Annotated in this window: 14 protein-coding genes; 9 read left to right on the top strand and 5 right to left on the bottom strand. The window is 62.8% G+C overall.

Annotated elements, in window-relative coordinates; all coding sequences use genetic code 11:
* The first annotated feature begins 59 nt into the window (after nucleotides 1-59).
* Entirely contained in the window at nucleotides 60-1,907 is a 1,848-nt protein-coding gene (locus ATY76_RS22480; RefSeq protein WP_088676987.1) for a methyl-accepting chemotaxis protein, read from the top strand.
* Here the strand turns inward: ATY76_RS22480 and ATY76_RS22485 are convergent.
* Nucleotides 1,880-2,107, bottom strand: a complete 228-nt coding sequence (locus tag ATY76_RS22485) for a hypothetical protein (protein ID WP_088676889.1) — start codon at nucleotides 2,105-2,107, stop codon at nucleotides 1,880-1,882. The two genes, ATY76_RS22480 and ATY76_RS22485, sit on opposite strands and share 28 nt — an antisense overlap.
* 89 nt (nucleotides 2,108-2,196) lie before the next feature.
* On the opposite strand from ATY76_RS22485, the gene ATY76_RS22490 reads away from it, so the two are divergent.
* Nucleotides 2,197-3,066, top strand: a complete 870-nt coding sequence (locus ATY76_RS22490) for a LysR family transcriptional regulator (RefSeq protein ID WP_088676890.1) — start codon at nucleotides 2,197-2,199, stop codon at nucleotides 3,064-3,066.
* An 87-nt stretch (nucleotides 3,067-3,153) separates the two neighbouring features.
* On the opposite strand, the gene ATY76_RS22495 is transcribed toward ATY76_RS22490, so the two are convergent.
* A complete protein-coding gene (locus ATY76_RS22495; protein WP_088676891.1) occupies nucleotides 3,154-3,390 on the bottom strand; it encodes a hypothetical protein in 237 nt (78 codons plus the stop codon).
* Nucleotides 3,391-3,411: 21 nt separating this feature from the next.
* On the bottom strand, nucleotides 3,412-4,701 hold the full coding sequence (aceA, locus tag ATY76_RS22500) for an isocitrate lyase (RefSeq protein ID WP_088676892.1): 1,290 nt from the start codon (nucleotides 4,699-4,701) through the stop codon (nucleotides 3,412-3,414).
* 191 nt (nucleotides 4,702-4,892) lie between these two features.
* Here aceA and ATY76_RS22505 point away from each other — a divergent pair, with 191 nt between their 5' ends.
* The 5 genes from ATY76_RS22505 (at nucleotide 4,893) to ATY76_RS22525 (ending at nucleotide 10,494) form a co-directional block, all read left to right on the top strand.
* A complete protein-coding gene (locus tag ATY76_RS22505; protein WP_088676893.1) occupies nucleotides 4,893-6,302 on the top strand; it encodes a helix-turn-helix transcriptional regulator in 1,410 nt (469 codons plus the stop codon).
* 126 nt (nucleotides 6,303-6,428) lie between these two features.
* Nucleotides 6,429-7,526 carry a polyamine ABC transporter substrate-binding protein gene (locus ATY76_RS22510; RefSeq protein ID WP_088676894.1) on the top strand — a complete coding sequence of 366 codons (1,098 nt, stop codon included), beginning with the start codon at nucleotides 6,429-6,431 and terminating at the stop codon, nucleotides 7,524-7,526.
* A gap of 87 nt (nucleotides 7,527-7,613) precedes the next feature.
* Nucleotides 7,614-8,756 carry an ABC transporter ATP-binding protein gene (locus tag ATY76_RS22515; protein ID WP_088676895.1) on the top strand — a complete coding sequence of 381 codons (1,143 nt, stop codon included), beginning with the start codon at nucleotides 7,614-7,616 and terminating at the stop codon, nucleotides 8,754-8,756.
* Between the two features lie 4 nt (nucleotides 8,757-8,760).
* Nucleotides 8,761-9,672 carry an ABC transporter permease subunit gene (locus ATY76_RS22520; protein WP_088676896.1) on the top strand — a complete coding sequence of 304 codons (912 nt, stop codon included), beginning with the start codon at nucleotides 8,761-8,763 and terminating at the stop codon, nucleotides 9,670-9,672.
* A gap of 3 nt (nucleotides 9,673-9,675) precedes the next feature.
* The gene (locus ATY76_RS22525; RefSeq protein WP_088676897.1) at nucleotides 9,676-10,494 is read left to right on the top strand and encodes an ABC transporter permease; all 819 of its coding nucleotides are present in this window, start codon (nucleotides 9,676-9,678) and stop codon (nucleotides 10,492-10,494) included.
* 27 nt (nucleotides 10,495-10,521) lie between these two features.
* On the opposite strand, the gene ATY76_RS22530 is transcribed toward ATY76_RS22525, so the two are convergent.
* Nucleotides 10,522-12,414, bottom strand: a complete 1,893-nt coding sequence (locus tag ATY76_RS22530; RefSeq protein ID WP_088676898.1) for an AsmA-like C-terminal region-containing protein — start codon at nucleotides 12,412-12,414, stop codon at nucleotides 10,522-10,524.
* Between the two features lie 218 nt (nucleotides 12,415-12,632).
* Here ATY76_RS22530 and ATY76_RS22535 point away from each other — a divergent pair, with 218 nt between their 5' ends.
* The gene (locus tag ATY76_RS22535) at nucleotides 12,633-14,585 is read left to right on the top strand and encodes an acetoacetate--CoA ligase (protein WP_088676899.1); all 1,953 of its coding nucleotides are present in this window, start codon (nucleotides 12,633-12,635) and stop codon (nucleotides 14,583-14,585) included.
* Between the two features lie 315 nt (nucleotides 14,586-14,900).
* Here the strand turns inward: ATY76_RS22535 and ATY76_RS22540 are convergent, their stop codons facing one another.
* Nucleotides 14,901-18,707, bottom strand: a complete 3,807-nt coding sequence (locus tag ATY76_RS22540; RefSeq protein WP_088676900.1) for a PAS domain-containing sensor histidine kinase — start codon at nucleotides 18,705-18,707, stop codon at nucleotides 14,901-14,903.
* Nucleotides 18,708-18,917: 210 nt separating this feature from the next.
* On the opposite strand from ATY76_RS22540, the gene ATY76_RS22545 reads away from it, so the two are divergent.
* Nucleotides 18,918-19,367 carry a phasin gene (locus ATY76_RS22545; protein WP_088676901.1) on the top strand — a complete coding sequence of 150 codons (450 nt, stop codon included), beginning with the start codon at nucleotides 18,918-18,920 and terminating at the stop codon, nucleotides 19,365-19,367.
* Nucleotides 19,368-19,421 lie beyond the last annotated feature (54 nt).

Here is a 19,421-nt window from a genome sequence, read left to right on the forward strand (position 1 = left end):
AAAATTTTCCTTAACGCTTTTCGGCTAATTTAGCAGTGGTTATCCTGCCGGGGGTTTTGATGCTGCGCCTTTTCTCTACGTCGATCGTACGCCAGATCGTTGCGATCACGCTGTTTCTGCTGGCTGTCAGCACCGCCGCCATCGTCGGCGCGACCTATTACAATCTGAGCTACCATGTCATGGACGGGGCCGTTGCCGACGCCAGGGACGCCACCCGCGCGATGGCCGTCCTCTACGGCGCGGCCGATCAGGCGGCCAAGATCGAAGTCAAAGACAATCAGCTCGCGGCCGTCACCGAAGACGCCATTCCGGCCCTTGCCGATCATTCGCTGGTCGACCGCACGGCGCAGTCGATCGCAGGTGTTGCGACCATCTTCCAGAAAGAGGGCAGCGATTACGTCCGCATATCGACGAACGTCAAGAAGGAAAACGGTGACCGCGCCGTCGGCACCAAGCTCGTCGCCAATCATCCCGCCCAGCCGGTTCTCGCCAAGGGCGAAGCCTATTACGGACCGGCGGATCTTTTCGGCCGCAAGTTCATGACCGGTTATTTCCCGATCAAGAACGCGTCGAACGCCAATGTCGGCCTTCTCTTCATCGGCATTCCGATGGAAGTCTATTACGAGCGCCTCAACGAGCTGCAGATGCTGGTTCTGGGAGTCGGCCTCATCGTCATGCTGCTCGTCGGCGTGCTTGCCTATTACACGATCCGCCTGTCGGTGAAGCCCCTGCTGGCGCTGACCGCGAGCGTCCATTCGATCTCCTCGGGCGATCTCGAAGGAGAGGTTCCCTGCATCGCGAAGAAAAACGAGTTCGGCGAGATCGGCCGGGCCTTGGCGCTCTTCCGCGACAGCGCCCGCGCCAAGCGCGATCTGGAAACGCAGGCCGCCGAACAGCGTGCGTTGAGCGATGCCGAACGCGCCAGGAACGATGCCGACAAGCGCTCGCTCGACAGCCAGATCGATTTTGCCGTCAACCAGCTGGCGGCCGGCCTCGGACGCCTGTCGCAGGGCGATGTCTCGCAGACGATCGGCACGCCTTTCGTCGGCCGTCTCGAGCAGCTGCGCGTCGATTTCAACGCGTCCCTGCTGCGGCTCCAGGATACGCTGTCGGGTATCCGTGACAGCGCCGCGACGATCCAGCGCAACAGCGGTGCCGTCTCCGCCTCCGCCGACGAGCTTTCCAAGCGCACCGAAGCCCAGGCGGCCAGCCTTGAAGAGACTGCAGCCGCAGTGGAGGAGATCACCGTGACGGTTCGTTCTTCCGCCGAGCGTGCCCGGGAAGCGAACAGTGTGGTCGCTGCCACCAAGAAAACGGCCGACAACTCCGGCGCCGTCGTTGGCGACGCCGTCGCCGCCATGGAGCGTATCGAGGAGGCCTCACAGCGCATCGAGCAGATCATCGAGGTGATCGACGACATCGCCTTCCAGACCAATCTCCTGGCGCTGAACGCCGGCATAGAGGCGGCGCGCGCCGGCGAGGCGGGCAAGGGTTTTGCCGTCGTCGCCCAGGAGGTGCGCGAACTCGCCCAGCGTTCGGCCGATGCGGCGCGCGAGATCAAGTCTCTGATCGAGACATCGAGCCGGGAAGTGACCGCAGGCTCCGAGCTGGTCCAGAAGACCGGCAGCGTGCTTGCCTCTATCAGCCACGAGATCATCGCGATCAGCGGCCACGTCGAGACCATCGCCACCGCGAGCCGGGATCAGTCGGCCGCGCTGCAGGAGGTCAACGGTTCGGTCAACGCCATGGACCAGATGACCCAGAAGAATGCCTCGATGGTGGCCGAGACGACGCAGGCAAGCCGCCTGCTGGCGGGCGAGGCCGATACGCTGATGACGCTGATCGAGCGCTTCCGTATCGGCGCTGAGCCCGCATCGGCTCACCTGACGGCCAGGAAAGTCGCCTGAACCCCGCAGCCGCCGTCGGTTTGGGCCGCCGGCGTGCGGCCTTTTCGCCATCTGAGGTCGATCGACGTCAGCCAGGTGGCGAAACGAATAAGCGGGCTGTCTCCGAATTCGGTATAGAATTCGTCCTCGCTCGGTCTCGAACGGCATCGCCAGGAATATTGAGTATCGCGGATAGCTGCGATTGCGACCATGTCGATCATGGGAATGTCCTTTCGTTGCAAGACATCACCTGATTTAAGCGTCAAATTTCTCTTCATAAATAGAAGAAATCCCGCTATGTTTTTCACCGATGAAAAACGCCAATTGGGATTCCTATCAGCTTTTCCTGCAAGTCGCCCGGCTCGGCGGTCTAACGGGGGCAAGCACCGCAAGCGGGCTCAGCCCCGCCACCGTCGGCCGGCGCATGCTCGACCTCGAGCAGGAGATTGGCCGCGCCCTGTTTTCGCGCAGCCAGACCGGCTACCGCCTGACGCCGGATGGCCAGGCGCTGCTCGATCATCTGCAGGAAATGGAAGCCGCCGCCCGCAAGGTGGAAGCATGGCGCCAATCCGGTGAGGGCGGCACGACCGTCAGGGTTGCCGCCGGCACCTGGGTCGCCTGGCTGCTGACGGAGAATTTCGCCGCAATCCGTATGCCGGGTGACGCCTTCGCCATCGCGCTGACCATCGGCGAGGCGCGGGCGAGCCTTGCCTATCGTGAGAGCGATATCGGCATTCGTGCCTTCGAGCCGGCGGAGGCCAACCTTGCCGCGCGTCTGCTCGGTGAGGTGGCCTATGCCGTCTATGTCAGGCGCAATGCCGCCGAAACCGACGAGCGCTGGATCGCGGTCGCCGAGGAGGAGGCGATATCGGCCTATCTGCGCTGGCCGCATGCCAATGCCGCTGGCGGCATCGTCGCCACCGTCAACCGTCCGCGTTCGCTGCCCGATCTCGTGCGCGCCGGCGCGGGCAAGGTGGTGCTGCCCTGTTTCGTCGGCGATCTTCATCCGGAACTGCAGCGCCAGGGCAGCGAGTTGCCGGAATTGCGCCACCGGCAATGGATCGTCATGAATGCCGAGGACCGTCATCGCCCGGAGATCCGCACCGTTGCCGACCGCATGACGAAGCTCATCAGAAGTTATGCCGATCTTTTCGCCGGAAAGCGGCCAAGCCGCGGCTGATGTTGCGACGGAGCGCCTGCGCATCTCGGGGAAACGCGGGCGCTCCGATTTAAAGTTGGGGCCGAATCCGGCGGGCCGCCGTCTTCGTCACTGCCGGTTGGTGACGACGACGGGGATCAGCAGGTCGCCCCAGTTGCCGTCGCCGCCGTGATGGCGAGCCGAGCGCACCAGCTCGACCGAGACGCCGGCCTCGACGGCTTTCATGACGGATTGGTTCAGCCGGTGCAGGTCGTTGGCGAGCATGCGGATCATCGTCTGCTGATCGTCGCTCATGCTGCTTGCCTGCTCTTCGGCCCGTTCTCGTACGCGTGCGATGGATGCCATGGTCTTCTCCTCCTCTTCAGGTTATTCCGCAGCCGGTTTGAACTGCGCATGCTCGGTTGAATCATGCATCGCCGTGGTCGAAGACCGGCCGCCGGTGATGGCGAGCGAGACGGCGTCGAAATAGCCGGTGCCGACCTCGCGCTGATGTTTGGTGGCGGTGTAGCCGTTGACCTCGGCGGCGAACTCCGCCTCCTGCAGCTCGGAATAGGCCGACATCTGCCGCTGCCGGTAGCCGCGGGCCAGCTCGTACATGCCGTAGTTCAGCTGGTGGAAGCCGGCGAGCGTGATGAACTGGAACTTGTAGCCCATCGCGCCGAGCTCGCGCTGGAACCTGGCAATCGTCGCCTCGTCGAGGTTCTTCTTCCAGTTGAAGGAAGGCGAGCAGTTATAGGCGAGCAGCTTGCCGGGATAGACCTTGTGCACGCCTTCGGCAAAGCGCCGCGCCTGGTCGAGGTCCGGCTTCGAGGTCTCGCACCAGATGAGGTCGCAATGCGGCGCATAGGCGACGGCGCGGGCGATGCAGGGCTCGATGCCGTTCCTGACCTGGTAGAAACCTTCGACCGTGCGGCCGGCATCGTAGTCGACGAAGGGCTGGTCGCGCTCGTCGATGTCCGATGTCAGGAGCTTTGCCGCTTCCGCATCGGTGCGGGCAATGACGAGTGTGGCAACGCCCATGACGTCGGCGGCAAGGCGGGCGGCGTCGAGATTGCGGATATGAGCGGCTGTCGGGATCAGCACCTTGCCGCCGAGATGACCGCATTTCTTCTCCGAGGCCAGCTGATCCTCGAAATGAACGCCGGCCGCACCCGCTTCGATATAGGCTTTCATGATTTCGAAGGCGTTGAGCGGCCCGCCGAAACCAGCCTCCGCATCGGCGACGATCGGCGCAAACCAGGTATCGACGGAAAGGCCCTGGCCTTCCGAGGTCTCGATCTGATCGGCGCGCTGCAGCGTGCGGTTGATGCGTTTGGCAAGCTCGGGGCCGGCATTGGCCGGATAGAGCGATTGATCGGGATACATGGCAGACGCCGTATTGGCGTCGGCCGCCACCTGCCAGCCGGAGAGATAGATGGCCTTCAGCCCGGCGCGGACCATCTGCATGGCCTGGTTGCCGGAAAGCGCGCCGAGCGCGTTGACGAAGTCCTCCTGATGCAGAAGCCGCCACAACCGGTCCGCCCCCATTTCGGCCAGCGTATGAGTGAGCGTCACCGAGCCCCTGAGCCGCTGCACGTCATCGGCGGAGTAGGGTCTCTCGATGCCGTCGAAACGGGTTGCCGACGTGTTTGGGACGAGTTTGTAAAAATCGGTCATGCTGCTCTCCTCACTGAAGTCCAATGCAAAGTGGATGCATGACAAGATTGACAATAACGTCCGAAATGACCAGAAAAACCTTTGATTTCTGGCTCGGAAAGAGGTTAAGATGACGAGGATTGACAGACGGAAGCTGTGAATTTGTAACAAATTGTAAATAAAAATCTCCCTGCGTTGTCAAAAGGTGTGACATGGCGGAACGCAAGATATTCGCAGGCGCGAAAGTGCGGCGCATCCGCAATGCGCTGGCGCTGACGCAGACCGCCATGGCCGAGGCGCTGGAGATCTCGCCTTCCTATCTGAACCTCATCGAGCGCAACCAGCGGCCGCTGACGGTGCAGCTCCTTCTCAAGCTTGCGGCCGTCTACAGGGTCGACCTGGAGGATCTGCGGGGCCAGACCGGCGGCAGTCTCGGTCAGCTCAAGGAGATCTTTGCCGACCCGCTGCTATCCGGCGAGCTGCCGGGCGATCAGGAACTGGTGGAAGTTGCCGAGGCGGCTCCCAATGCCGCGAGCGGTATGATCAAGCTCTATCGCGCCTATCGCGAACAGGCGGCAAGACTTTCCGACCTGACGGCGCTGATGGCCGCCGAAGGCCATGCGCCTATCGCCGCCGGCCGTTTGCCGCTCGATGAGGTACGCGAGACGCTGGAGCGCCGGTCCGGCTATTTCGCCCGGATCGAGACGGCGGCGGAAGCCTTTGCCGCAACGCTTCCCGGCGGAACCGATCTCGGCGCCGGGCTGAAGGATTGGCTGCGCACCGAGCGCGGCATCGCGGTGCGCGTCCTGCCGGTGCACGTCATGCCGGATCTGCGTCGCCGTTTCGATCGCCACTCGATGCGGCTCTTCATCTCAGAGCGCCTGTCGCAGACCGACCGCGCCCATGAAATCGCCGTCGAGGCCGTCACGCTCGCGCTGCTGCCGGCCATCAATGCCGAACTCGACGATCTCTCGCTCTCTTCGGCCGAGGCACGTCGCATCGCCCGTTTCGAGCTTGCCCGCGTCGCCGCGCTGGCGCTCGCAATGCCCTACGAGGGCTTTCTTTCGGCGGCGAAATCGACACGCTACGACATCGACATATTGCGGGCCCGCTTCGGCGTTTCCTTCGGCCATGCCGCGGCACGCCTAGCCATGCTGCAGCGCCCTGGCGCTGCTGCGATCCCCTTCTTCCTGATCGAGATCGATGCCGCGGGCCACCGGCTGCGCAGAGCCGGCGCGCAGGGTTTCCCGCAGGCCGGTTTCGGCGGCGGCTGCCCGAAGCTCAACATCCATGCCGCTTTCCTGCAGCCGGGCCAGATCCTCGCCGAAACGGTCGTCATGCCGGATGGAGCCTCCTTCCTGACGGTCGCCCGCACGCTGGAGGGGCCGAGCGTCGAATTCGGCGAAAGGGTCAGGCGCACCGCGATCCTGATCGGCTGTGACGCGACCCTCGCAGACAGCCTGGTCTACGGGCAGGCGACGGCGCTCGAGCCGGTCGCGATCGGTCCGGCCTGCCGCCTCTGCGAGCGGCGCGGCTGCCTTTCCCGCGCCGAGCCGCCGGTGACGAGACCGCTCGGGCTCGATGAGATGGTGGCGGGGCTCAGCGCCTTCGATTTCCAGTGATTGTGAAATCGTTGAAGACGCAGGATTTTGCGCTTGTGGGCTGCGAAATTCCTTCTTAGTCTGCGGGCAAAACCAGAGGGAAAAGACGTCCGGGGGTGCGGGCTCTTTGAACAAACAGGAGAAGTCATGAGGTCAATCATCCCAAGCGTGACGGCCGCCGCCGTTGCTGCGCTTCTTGCCGCCGCTCCGGCCTTTGCGCAGGACCGCGTCGTCAACGTCTACAACTGGTCGGATTATATCGACGACAGCATCCTGACCGATTTCACCAAGGAGACGGGCATCAAGGTCGTCTACGACACCTTCGATTCGAACGAGACCGTGGAAACCAAGCTGCTCGCCGGCGGCACGGGTTATGACGTCGTCGTTCCCACTGCCGACTTCCTGCAGCGCCAGATCCAGGCCGGCGTCTTCCAGAAGCTCGACAAGTCCAAGCTGCCCAACCTTTCCAACATGTGGGACCTGATCCTGCAGCGCACCGCGGCATACGATCCGGGCAATGAATATGCGGTCGATTACATGTGGGGCACCGACGGCATCGGCTACAACGTCAAGAAGGTCGCCGAAATCCTCGGTCCCGATGCCAAGCCCGGTCTGGAAGTGATCTTCGATCCGAAGGTCGCCGAAAAGTTCAAGGACTGCGGCATCTACGTGCTCGACACCCCGAAGGACGTCATGACGACGGCCCTGCGTTATCTCGGCCTCGATCCGAACTCCACCAAGGCCGAGGATTTCCAGAAGGTCGAGGAACTGCTGACCGCCGTGCGCCCCTATATCCGCAAGTTCCATTCGTCCGAATATATCAACGCCCTTGCCAACGGCGATATCTGCATCGCCTTCGGCTATTCCGGCGACATGCTGCAGGCCCGCGACCGTGCGGCCGAAGCCAAGAACGGCGTTGAGGTCAACTACTCGATCCCCGTGCAGGGCGCCCAGATGTGGTTCGACATGATGGCGATCCCCGCCGATGCGCCGCATGTGGCCGAAGCGCATGAGTTCCTGAATTACATGATGAAGCCCGAGGTCATCGCCAAGGCGAGCGACCACACCTTCTATGCGAACGGCAACAAGGCCTCGCAGCAGTTCGTCAGCAAGGAAGTGCTGGAAGATCCGGCTGTCTATCCGACGGAAGAGGTGATGAAGAACCTCTTCACCGTCAAGCCGTGGGATCCGAAGACGCAGCGCACCGCGACGCGAATCTGGACGAAGGTCGTCACCGGCCAGTAATGCGATGCCAGGCCCGGACGGCAACGTCCGGGCCTTTCAATTACCGGCCCGGGTGGGAGCCGGCTGCATATTTTTCGGGGAATAATGATGAAATCTTTGGGCAATATCCGCCGCGCTTTCGCACCCTGGACCGATCCGTCCGCAAAACCTTTCATCGCTTTCAAGAATGTCACCAAGCGCTTCGGCAATTTCACCGCCGTCGACGATCTGTCGCTGAACATCTATCACCGCGAGTTCTTCGCGCTGCTCGGCGCGTCCGGCTGCGGAAAGTCGACGCTGCTGCGCATGCTTGCCGGCTTCGAACAGCCGACCTCGGGCGAGATCGTCCTCGACGGCACCGATCTCGCCGGCACGCCGCCCTACAAGCGGCCGGTCAACATGATGTTCCAGTCCTACGCGCTTTTCCCGCACATGACGGTCGAGAAGAACATCGCCTTCGGCCTGAAACAGGACGGCATGCCGAAGGACGAAATGGTCGAACGCGTCGCGCAGATGCTGAAGCTGGTTAAACTCGAGCAATTCGCCTCCCGCAAGCCGAACCAGCTCTCCGGCGGCCAGCGCCAGCGCGTGGCGCTCGCCCGATCGCTCGCCAAGCGTCCGAAAGTGCTGCTGCTCGACGAGCCGCTCGGCGCGCTCGACAAGAAGCTGCGCGAGGAAACCCAGTTCGAGCTGATGGACCTGCAGCAGAGCCTCGGCCTCACCTTTGTCGTCGTCACCCACGATCAGGAGGAGGCGATGACCATGGCCGATCGCATCGCCGTCATGAGCCATGGCAAGGTGGTGCAGGTCGCAACGCCTGCCGAAATCTACGAGGCGCCGAATTCCCGCTTCGTCGCGGACTTCATCGGTGACGTCAACATCTTCGACGGCAAGGTGGCGGCATCTGGAAATGGCGCTGTCGAAATATCGGTCGAAAGCGGCTTCACCATCCGCAGCGCCGCCGCTGAAACACCCGCCATCGGCAATACGGTCGGTTTTGCCATCCGGCCGGAAAAGATCCGTGTGACGCGTGCAGCACCCGCGAATGCCTCGGTCAATTCAGTCAAAGGCGAGATCTGGGATATCGCCTATCTCGGCGACATGACCGTCTTCCATATCAAGCTGCCGAGCGGCAAAGTCGTCAGAGCCTCTTCTCTCAACGCGCAGCGTTCCGTCGACGACCCTTTCGGCTACGATCAGGACGTCTGGGTCTCCTTCGATGAGAATGCCGGCGTGCTGCTGAAGGATTGAGCCTATGGGAACATTCGCCTCGCGCTTCTACAGCCGCCTCGTCATCATCATTCCCTATGCCTGGCTGCTGCTCTTCTTTCTGGCGCCGTTCTTCATCGTCTTCCGCATTTCGCTGTCGACGACGGCGATCGCCATACCGCCTTATGAGCCGGTTTTCTCGCTTGCCGATGGCTGGGCTGGTTTCTGGAGCAAGGTCGCGACCTTCTCCTTCGACAATTATGGCTACCTCACGGACGACCCGCTCTACTTCAACGCCTATCTGTCGAGCGTCATCATTGCCGGTATTTCGACCTTCCTGATGCTGCTGATCGCCTATCCGATCGCCTATGGCATGGCGCAGGCGCCGCGCAGCATTCGCCCGACGCTGCTGATGCTTGTGATCCTGCCGTTCTGGACGAGCTTCCTCATCCGCGTCTATGCCTGGATTGCCATCCTGAAGCCGGAAGGATTGCTGAACCAGCTTCTGCTGTCGCTGCATATCATCGACAGCCCGCTGATCATCCTCAACACCACGACGGCCGTCTATATCGGCATCGTCTATTCCTACCTGCCCTTCATGGTGCTGCCGCTTTATTCGGCGCTCGAAAAGATGGACGGCACGCTGATCGAGGCCGCCCAGGATCTCGGCTGCACGCCGATCCAGGCCTTCTGGCGTGTCACCTTTCCGCTGTCGATCCCCGGTGTGATTGCCGGCTGTATGCTGGTCTTCATCCCCGCCGTCGGTGAATTCGTCATCCCCGATCTTCTCGGCGGCTCGCAGACGCTGATGATCGGCAAGACGCTCTGGAACGAATTCAATGCCAACAGAGACTGGCCGGTCTCCTCGGCGGTCGCGACGATCCTGCTGCTGATCCTGGTGATCCCCATCGTCTTCTTCCAGAATGCGCAGGCAAAGGCCGAAGAGCGGGGGAAGTAAGCCATGCTGAGATGGACCCGTTTCAACATCATCTCCGTCGCGCTCGGCTTTGCCTTCCTCTATCTGCCGATCGTGCTTCTTGTGGTCTTTTCCTTCAACGAGTCGAAGCTCGTTACCGTCTGGGGCGGCTTCTCCACCAAGTGGTATGTCTCGCTGCTCTCGAACCAGGCGCTGCTCGACGCCGCCTGGGTGACGATCCGTGTCGGCCTGCTGTCGGCCACCTTCGCGACCGTGCTCGGCACAATGGCGGCGCTGACGCTGGTGCGTTACACCCGCTTCCGCGGCCGCATGCTCTTTTCGGGCATGGTCTACGCGCCGCTCGTCATGCCTGAAGTCATCACCGGCCTGTCGCTGCTGCTGCTCTTCGTGGCGATCGGCTTCGACCGCGGCTTCTGGACCATCACGCTGGCGCATACGACGCTGACCATGTGCTTCGTCGCCGTCGTGGTGCAATCGCGGCTCTTGAGCTTCGATCAGTCGATCGAGGAAGCCGCGCAGGATCTCGGGGCGCCGCCGGTGCGCACCTTTTTCGAAATCACCCTGCCGATCATTTCCCCGGCGGTGTTTTCCGGCTGGATCCTGGCTTTTACCCTGTCGCTGGATGATCTCGTGATCGCAAGCTTCACCTCCGGTCCGGGTGCGACCACGCTGCCGATGAAGATCTACAGCCAGGTGCGTCTCGGCGTGACGCCGGAGATCAATGCGGTCTGCACCATCCTCATCGGCATGGTCGCCGTCGGCGTCATCTGCGCCTCGGTTATCACCAAACGCCGAGAAGTGCAGCGCGAGCGTGACGAGCGCGAGGCCGCTGCCGGCGCGTGAGCGTTAGGCCCTGCCCGGTGTCGGGCTCTACTGCGCCTGGGGCGTGCTGTTGAGAAGCGGGACCGGCGAAATGACCGGGTTTGGCCATGAGCCGCCGACGAAGAACGGCAGAAGCGGCAGCTCCGCCGCCTTGGCCGGGTCGGTCGCCTCCAGAGATCCGGAAAGCGCCAGCCCGTTCGTCTGATAGGTGACGACGCCGGAAAGCGTCAGCGTCTGCGCCGGCCCGGCCACGCGGGCGTCATGGATTTCGGCGGAGCCGTTGGCGAAATCGGCCTGAAGGTCCAGCTGGTCGAAGGCGAAAGCGCCGCTCGCCGCGGCGCTCAGCGGAAAGAACGGCTTTTGGGCCGCCTGGGTCCGCAGCGCGCCGGCGTCGATACCGGGGATCGTGCCTTCCCGCGTCCAGAAGTGCAGCTTGCCGGTGACGTCGCCGAGACCGGCCGTCCAGATCGCCTTCGCCGACTGCAGGTCGAGATCGAGCGATCCTGTCGCAAGCGGCAGCGGCCCCTTGAGCTGCAGCCGTTCGGCAAGGGCAGCGAAGTCGGCGTTGCGGATCAACAGCTGCAATTTCCCGCCGCCGTCGAAATCGCGTTGTGTCGCCTCCAGATGCGCCGTCATTTCGCCGCCTTCGAACTGGCTGTCGCCAATGTCGAATTTCGCCTCGCCGCCGGTCACGATCATGCTGGCGCCGAGATCGGAAAGCTCGAAGAGCCCCATCTGCGCGCGGCGGGCCGAAAGCCTGACGTCGACATCGAGCATCTTCAGCGGCTCTCTCATGTCGGCGGAGATTTCCTCCGCCTCGCCGGCGGCGAGCCTCAGCGCGAAGGCGTCGAGGAATGGCTTGAGGTTCATCTGGTCGAAGGCGAGCGTGCCGCCGATTTTCGGCCGCTTGCCTGGCGCGGTCGAGAGGTCCATGACGCCGGTGGCGCTCGCTTCGTTCAGCGACAGGCTGAGATTGTTGAAGCGCAGCCCGGTGCCGGATGACATGATGTCGGCGTCGAACGAAGCGCTCCTCAGTGTGCCGATGCCGGGGATCGATTTGCCCGACCATGTAAGGAGCCCCGGCATGTCGGGAATGGTGACGGCGATGTTTCCGGAAAGTGACGAAAGGCTGGCGATGCTGGCGACCCCTTGGAAGTGCGCGGTCATCAGATTTGATGTCAGCGACGTCTTGGCCTCGGCGTTCCTGCCGGCAAAGGCGAGCAGCGGCTGGCGCGAGGCGTAGTCGATTTTCAGGTCCTCGCCGTTGATGCGGGCGATGACGACCGCCGAGATGGCGCCTGAAAGCCTCGGCCAGGCGATGTCGGCCGTGACGCTGTCGAAATGATAGACGTTGTTGCTCCTGACGTCGGTAACGACAAGCGTGCCGTCCTCGACGGTCACCGCGCCGATCTCGGCGTCAAGATCAGGATCGAGCACTTCCGCGCCGTTTTCGTAGCGGACGCCTCCGATGGCGCGGGCGAGCAGCCCTGCATAGCTCCAGTCGATCAGCCCTTTCTCGTCACGCGTCAGCGAAAGATTGGGGCGCAGCAGGTGGAATTCATGGAAGCTCGTGCGGCCTCTCAGCGCGTCGATCAGGCTGAAATCGGCCGACAGGCTTTCAATGCTGCCGAGCAGCTTGTCGCCGCTATCACGCGGCTGGCGGATGGTGACCTGGTTCAATGTGATGCGCGGCGTCGGCCAGAATTCCAGAACCGGGCTGCCCTTGATCTCGGCATGATAGCCCGTCCATTTCGACAGCGCGTCCTCGATGCCGGAGCGCACGAAACCGGTCGAGATGAGATAGGGCGCGGCGACCCTGAGGGCGACGAAAAGCCCCAGCGCGATCAGGAGGAAGAGCGTCGAAAGGCGCGCGAATGCCGGGAGCCAGCGCGAAACGGGCCCGATCTTCCTGCGCCACCTGCGATGTCTTGACGTACTCATGATCTCCGCCGGTTAACCCGTTATGCGCTGATTTCGCCGGATATAGGAAATGCCTCTCAGATGCAAATCCCTCCGGCGCCCTGCGTCCGCCGATATTGTGAATCGACGCTGAAGGGGATCGCGATTTCCGGGTTCGCCGAGCGTCGAATCCGGTCGGGTTCCGGCCTTTATAATGCAATGCAGCATGATATAAAGACCATATTGGGGAGGAGGATTGAATGCAGGACAACAGACCACTTTGGGTGCCATCGGACGAAGCCGTCGCAAAAAGCCCGATCCATGCCTTCATGGAGCGCTGCAATGCAGACTTCGGGCTTTCGCTTTCAGGCTTTGAGGACCTGCATGCATGGTCTGTCGCCGAGCGGGAGAAATTCTGGTCAACCGTCTGGGATTTCTGCGGCGTGAAGGGAGAGCGCGGCGCAAGGATACTCATCGACGGCGACAGCATGCTTGGCGCCCGCTTCTTTCCCGACGCAACGCTGAATTTCGCCGAAAACCTGCTGTCCGGTCGCGGCGGGGGCGATGCCATCATATTCCGCGGCGAGGATAAGGCCGAGGATCGCTGGTCGTGGGACAGGCTGCGCGCGCTGATCTCGAAGCTGCAGCAGGCCTTCAAGGCGCAAGGTGTGCGCGAAGGCGACCGTATTGCCGCCATGATGCCGAACATGCCGGAGACTGTCGCTGCCATGCTGGCGGCCGCCTCGATCGGCGCCATCTGGTCGTCCTGCTCCCCCGATTTCGGCGAGCAGGGCGTGCTCGACCGCTTCGGCCAGATCGGCCCCAGGCTTTTCATCACCTGCGATGCCTATTGGTATTCCGGCAAGCTGCAGGATGTCGGCCCCAAGGTCGCCGCGGTCGCAAGAAGCCTGGGCGTGCCTGTCGTCGTCGTTCACTATGCCGGCGATGCCGAGGCCGTGGCGCGCAACACTCCCGATGCGTCGACGTTGGAAGCCTTCGTCGCGCCCTATGAGTCAGCGGAGGTCGAGTTCACGCGCCTTGGCTTCTCGCATCCGCTCTACATCCTCTTTTCGTCAGGCACGACGGGGGTGCCGAAATGCATCGTCCATTCGGCCGGCGGCACGCTGCTGCAGCACCTCAAGGAGCAGCGGCTGCATTGCGGCCTGGAGGCCGGCGAAAAGCTCTTCTATTTCACCACCTGCGGCTGGATGATGTGGAACTGGCTGGTCAGCGGATTGGCGAGCGGCGCGACGCTCTGCCTGTTCGACGGCTCGCCTTTTGCACCTGACGGCAACGTATTGTTCGACTATGCCGAGGCTGAGAAATTCGCGATCTTCGGCACCTCGGCGAAATATATCGATGCGGTGCGCAAGAGCGGCCTGACGCCGCGCGTGAGCCATGATCTCTCCAGCCTCCGGCTGATGACCTCCACCGGCTCGCCGCTGTCGCCCGAAGGCTTCACCTTCGTCTATGAGGGCATCAAGCAAGACGTGCAGCTCGCCTCGATTTCGGGCGGCACCGATATCGTCTCCTGCTTCGTGCTCGGCAATCCGCTGCAGCCGGTCTGGCGCGGTGAGATCCAGGGGCCGGGCCTCGGCCTTGCCGTCGACGTGTGGGACGATGACGGCAAGCCGGTGCGGGGAGAGAAGGGCGAGCTCGTCTGCACCAAGGCCTTCCCCTCCATGCCGGTGATGTTCTGGAACGACCCCGATGGTGCCAAATATCGCGCCGCCTATTTCGACCGCTTCGACAATGTCTGGTGTCACGGCGATTTCGCCGAATGGACGGAGCATGGCGGCCTGATCATCCACGGCCGTTCGGATGCGACGCTCAACCCCGGCGGCGTGCGCATCGGTACGGCCGAGATCTATAATCAGGTGGAGCAGATGGAGGAGGTGGCCGAAGCGCTGTGCATCGGCCAGGAGTGGGACGACGACGTGCGCGTCATCCTCTTCGTTCGCCTTGCATCCGGCGTGACGCTGACCGAGGATCTCGTCAAGGCGATCAAGACACGTATCCGCACCGGCGCCTCGCCGCGCCACGTGCCGGCGAAGATCATCGCCGTCGCCGATATTCCCCGCACAAAGTCAGGCAAGATCGTGGAGCTTGCCGTGCGCGAAGTCGTCCACAACCGACCGGTGAAAAACCAGGAAGCGCTCGCCAATCCCGAGGCGCTGGAGCTCTTTGCGGGCTTGGAGGAATTGCGGACCTGATAAGGGATCGTAAACTACAAGCTTTCACCATTCATCAATTCGCTGTCATAGAAACCTTTCGTTAAGAAAGGTTGGTCAAAGGTGAAGCAACTTGGGGGCCGCACATGAACGAGGCGGCCTGGAGCCTCCGGGCTTACGAAACATGACGTTGATCGACTGAGCTCTTGTTGAACAGCACAAAATTTAAGGCAGCCACTGGCTGCCTTTTTTTTCTGAGAGCGATTCCAGCAAGAGTGCGCAGCGTCGTTCCCAGGAATTACGGGAAAACAAAGAGATAGGGTATTTCCGCGATCGAGAAAACGGAAAGGCTTCGGATCAGCCGGCCAGCACGCGCTGCGACGGGAAGGTGATCTCGACGAGGGTGCCCTCGTTCGGCGCCGAATTGATCGAGAAGGTCGCCCGGTTGGCATCGACCATCGCCTTGGTCAGCGGCAGGCCGAGCCCGGTGCCGTCGCCGCGATGGCGTGATTGGGTCGAGGAAACCTGCCGGAACGGCTTCATCGCTTGGTCGAGTTCGCTGCGCGTCATGCCGACGCCGGTATCGCGGACCCGCAACACGACGCTGCCATTGGCTTCATAAGAGGTGGAGACGACGATCTGCCCGCCCGACGGAGTGAAGCGGATGGCGTTCGACAGGATGTTCAGCGCAATCTGCTTGATTGAGCGGAGATCCGCCACGACATCAGGCACCGCATGCGACAACGCCGTGCGGATGATGACGCGCTGGCCGTTCGCCTGCGGCTGCACCAGCGCCACGGCCTCCGAGACCGCCTCGTTGAGGCCGACGGCGGCAAAATCGAGATCCATCTCGCCCGCCTCGATCTTCGAAATGTCGAGCAGGTCGTTGACGATATCCAGCACGTGGCGGCCGGAGCGGCCGATGTCGTTGGCATATTCGATGTAGCGCGGATGGCCGATTGGCCCGAAGCGCTCGCCCGCCATCATGTCGGAAAAGCCGATGATGGCGTTGAGCGGCGTGCGGATTTCGTGGCTGACGCGGGCGAGGAAATCCGTCTTGTGGGCATTGGCGGTTTCGGCCGCGCCCTTGGCGTTGCGCAGCTCGTCCTCGGTGCGCTTCCACTGGGTGATGTCACGGATGACGGCGCAATAGCCGTTGGAGGAGGTGAGCTGGCCCATCGTCATGAACAGCGGTACGAAGCCGCCGGCAGCCTCGCGGCCGATCACTTCGCGCCCGTCGTTCAAGACGCTCGCCACACCATAGCCCGAGAGGCCGTTCAGATAGTCGAGCACCGCCTTCTGGCTCTCATGGGCAAAGAGCATCACGAAGGGTTTGCCGCGCGTCTCCTGCTCATCGTAATTGAAAAGCGCGCTCGCCGAGCGGTTCATCGAGCGGATGTCGCCCTCCGTGCCGATGACGACGACGCCGTCGGTCGCCGTTTCCAGGATCGAGCGCAATTCCTCGACCTCGATCTGCAGCTTGGCGACTTTCTCGACCATCCGCTCAGGACGCGCTTCGGACCGGCTGGCGTCACCTCGGCTGTCATCCTTGCCTTCGACCGGCATCAGCGCCAGCATCAGGGCATTGGCGTCCTCCCAGCGCACCGATTGCAGCCGCGCCGTCACCGGGACCAGCCTGTCGTCGGCTTTGACGAGCATCATGGTGCCGGAGCCCGCCGCCTTTTCCTCGAGGTCGCGGCGCTGCAGCAGCGCTTCGATGCCGCCGACCTCGCGCAGCGCTTCGAGCGACGCGTAGCCGGTCAGCCGCATGAATTCCGGATTGGCATGAAGCAGCGCATCGCCGACATGGATGAGCACGGCGACGGGCAACTGGTCGACCGTTCCGGCCGAAAGCCCGTCCGTCATCTTCACGCGCGGCGGGATGAAGCTGGTCAGCACCTCGATCTGGCTGACGGTCTCCTCGAGACCTTCCGTCGCCCCGTCATCGGCGATGATTGCCGTTTCGTCGTCTTCACCCTCGGCCTCGGCCGCATTTTCGAAGATCGCTTCCTGCGGCGCCGCTTCATCGACGAGGGGAACTTCGGCCTCGACCTTCTCGATTGCGGGCGCTTCCTCAAGATCGGCCGTCTCCGTGGGAGCGGCTTCCGCCGCTTCCGGGACGGCGGGGTCTTCCTTGCGCGCGCCGAAGGCTTCGAGACGTTTGGCGATTTCGCGGAAATTCGCCTGTTCGGCGGCCGTCAATCCGGCGCCGCCACTGTGAAGCTGAACGATCTTGTCGGTGAAACGGCGATTGGGCGTTTCCGAAATGCGCAGTGCCGGCGGCTCTTCCGCAGGGCTGGCGGCCTGTTCGGCGGCTGAGGCTTGCCCGGCGTCGGCGCTGCCCTCGGCTTCCTCTGCCGCGCTTTCAAAGATAGGCGTCTCAACGGCCGGCTCGCCGGCGGCAATTCCTTCGGGCGCCGACTCCTGGCTCTCCGGCTCGGCTGCTGCAGCCGCCTGATCTTCCGCCACGGGTGTTTCGGCCGCGATAGACTGGGGAGCAGCTTCCTCGTCGGCAACGGGCTCGGGCACTGGGCCGAGGCTCGCCGCATCATGGCCAATCCCGTCGGGGCCAAGCGTCAGGCCAAGCGCCAGCGGGTCTTCCTGCGCATCGGACAGCCGGACGACGCCGAAACCGCGGAAGCCGTCGAAATCGCGATTGCGGGTATAAGTCGGCAAGGCCGCGAGATCGACCGGAACGACGAGGCTGGTGCCTTCGACCGGCCAGAGGATCGTTTTGCCCGACCATGTATCGCGGCGGGCGAGCGCTTCGGAAAGCTTGCCATCGGGATCGAGATTGAAGAGCGCGGCGATATCGCTGAAGGCGGAGCCGATAATGTCGGACGCATGCGGACCGACAGCCTCGGCGAATTCATGGCTGACCTCGTTGAACCGGCCCTCGGCATCGATCTTCCAGACGAAGCGCGTGGCGCGGCTGTTCGGCTTGAAGACGAAACCAGGCTCGGCCGCGAGCTTGGGGGCAGGGGGCGCGTCGGCAACTTCAGCCGTTGCGGGTGCGGGTTCTTCATGGACGGCTGCCGCCGCCTCTTCATTTGGCGTATCGCTGGCCTCATCAGGCGTTTCCGCCATGGCGACATCTTCCGCCGTCTCGCCGCCAGAGATTACGTCGTCTTCGACGGTTGCGGCAGGCTCCTCGACCTCCGCTGCGCTGCCGTCGATCTGGCTGCCGTCGCTTTCCGGCATCTCGTGTTCGGCAGAATGCGTCTCAGCAACCGCGTCGTCCTCTTCTGTCCCGGCCGCCTGTTCGCTATCGCCGGTGATGTCTTCAAGCGTCTCCTCGACCTCTTCGATGTCAGAGACAGCATCGATGATCTCGGTGAAGCCCGTGGCGGCGGGTCCATCCTGAAGCGCTTCGGCCGGTGCCGGGCTTTCTTCCCCCGCAGGCGCGTCGGTCGACTGCAGCGCGGGGACGTCAGCTGTCTGCGGCAGGCGCGTATCGATGGTTTCCTGCGCGGGCGGATCGATGGGGTCGAGGTGGCCGAGCACGGTCTCGACCGCAAAGAGCAGATTGAGCGCCGGCTCGTCGCTGAGCTTGCCGACGGCGGCAGGCAGATAACCCTTGCCGGTTGCAACAGGGCGCTTCACCAGCCGGTCGGGATGGGCGCCTGCAAGGTTGATCAGCGTCTTTGCGGTCTCGTCTGATATGGCGAGCGAAGCAAAACCCGGCGAGGCGGCGATAACCTCGCCATTGGCGCCGATGACGGCCATATGCGTGTCGGGATCATCGAGCCCCTGCAGCATCTGGGCGGCGGCAGCGCCCGATGTCATCGGTCTTGCCGAGACCGGCACCGAAAACAGGATGGCCCTTTCGCCCGACGAAAGCCGGATCAGTTCGGCCGCGGCCTGCGCCTGCACGCGCTGGAAGCCCTTGGCGACGCGGATCATCAGATTTCTGCTGTCGCCGATATCGGCAAGCTGGCGCGCGGCCGTTTCCAGCTGGCGGAAGGTGATGTCGCCGCGGTCGAGGCCCTGATCGAGAAGGTCATATACCGCCGAGTGGCCGAACAGCTCCGCACCTGCACCGTTCGCCCAGAGCAGCCGGGCAAGATCGGCCGAAAACAGCACCATCGCCTCGCCGCGTGAAAAGCGCTCCCGCACCCGCGCATGCACGGCAATGTCGATGAACGGGTATTGGACTGCGGGCATGATCGAACCTTGTCGCTGTCGGCGTCTAAATTAACGGCTTATTAATAACTGCAGGTCGCAAGCCGGTCCAGAACAGCGGGGTCCTTTCGGCCGGAAAGGTTAACGACTTGTGCGTCGCACAAAAAATGTTGCAATGCACAATAAACTATCCTATATAGACGTCATTCGATGATCACAGGCAGCGACTGCCTCAACCCAAAGGAATGCGACATGGCTACCATAAAGACCGATGACGTTTTTTCAATCGCTTCTTTCGACCCGTCCAAGCTCGCGGAATCCTTCCGTGAATTCGCCGAAAAGGGCGCCCAGCAGTCGAAGGACGCCTATGCCAAGCTGAAGACCGCTGGCGAAGAAGCCGGCAAGACCCTCGAGGCCACCGTGCAGACGGCACAGGCCGGCAGCGTCGAACTCGGCCTGAAGGCGATCGACATCCTGCGCGTCAATTCCGAGAACTCGCTGTCGCACTTCGAAGCGCTGCTCGGCGTCAAGTCTGCCGCCGAATTCTTCGAACTGCAGACCGCCTTCATCCGCAAGCAGGCCGAACTCACCGTCGAGCAGGCGAAGTCGATCCAGGAAACCACCAAGCAGGTTGCCGAAAAGCTCGCAAAGCCCTCCAAGGACGCCGCCGAAAAGGCCATGGCTTCCTTCAAGGTTGCCTGATCGGTCTTGACCGAGCAAAGACAAAAGGCTGGACCTCGCGTCCAGCCTTTTTGT

The sequence above is a fragment of the Rhizobium sp. R339 genome, from assembly GCF_002211395.1.
In the GTDB taxonomy this organism is placed as follows: Bacteria; Pseudomonadota; Alphaproteobacteria; order Rhizobiales; family Rhizobiaceae; genus Rhizobium.

Coding starts and splice junctions, on each gene's coding strand:
- ATY76_RS22480 (WP_088676987.1), top strand. CDS start 60: ATGCTGCGCCTTTTCTCTACGTCGATCGTACGCCAGATCGTTGCGATC.
- ATY76_RS22485 (WP_088676889.1), bottom strand. CDS start 2,107: ATGATCGACATGGTCGCAATCGCAGCTATCCGCGATACTCAATATTCC.
- ATY76_RS22490 (WP_088676890.1), top strand. CDS start 2,197: ATGAAAAACGCCAATTGGGATTCCTATCAGCTTTTCCTGCAAGTCGCC.
- ATY76_RS22495 (WP_088676891.1), bottom strand. CDS start 3,390: ATGGCATCCATCGCACGCGTACGAGAACGGGCCGAAGAGCAGGCAAGC.
- aceA (WP_088676892.1), bottom strand. CDS start 4,701: ATGACCGATTTTTACAAACTCGTCCCAAACACGTCGGCAACCCGTTTC.
- ATY76_RS22505 (WP_088676893.1), top strand. CDS start 4,893: ATGGCGGAACGCAAGATATTCGCAGGCGCGAAAGTGCGGCGCATCCGC.
- ATY76_RS22510 (WP_088676894.1), top strand. CDS start 6,429: ATGAGGTCAATCATCCCAAGCGTGACGGCCGCCGCCGTTGCTGCGCTT.
- ATY76_RS22515 (WP_088676895.1), top strand. CDS start 7,614: ATGAAATCTTTGGGCAATATCCGCCGCGCTTTCGCACCCTGGACCGAT.
- ATY76_RS22520 (WP_088676896.1), top strand. CDS start 8,761: ATGGGAACATTCGCCTCGCGCTTCTACAGCCGCCTCGTCATCATCATT.
- ATY76_RS22525 (WP_088676897.1), top strand. CDS start 9,676: ATGCTGAGATGGACCCGTTTCAACATCATCTCCGTCGCGCTCGGCTTT.
- ATY76_RS22530 (WP_088676898.1), bottom strand. CDS start 12,414: ATGAGTACGTCAAGACATCGCAGGTGGCGCAGGAAGATCGGGCCCGTT.
- ATY76_RS22535 (WP_088676899.1), top strand. CDS start 12,633: ATGCAGGACAACAGACCACTTTGGGTGCCATCGGACGAAGCCGTCGCA.
- ATY76_RS22540 (WP_088676900.1), bottom strand. CDS start 18,707: ATGCCCGCAGTCCAATACCCGTTCATCGACATTGCCGTGCATGCGCGG.
- ATY76_RS22545 (WP_088676901.1), top strand. CDS start 18,918: ATGGCTACCATAAAGACCGATGACGTTTTTTCAATCGCTTCTTTCGAC.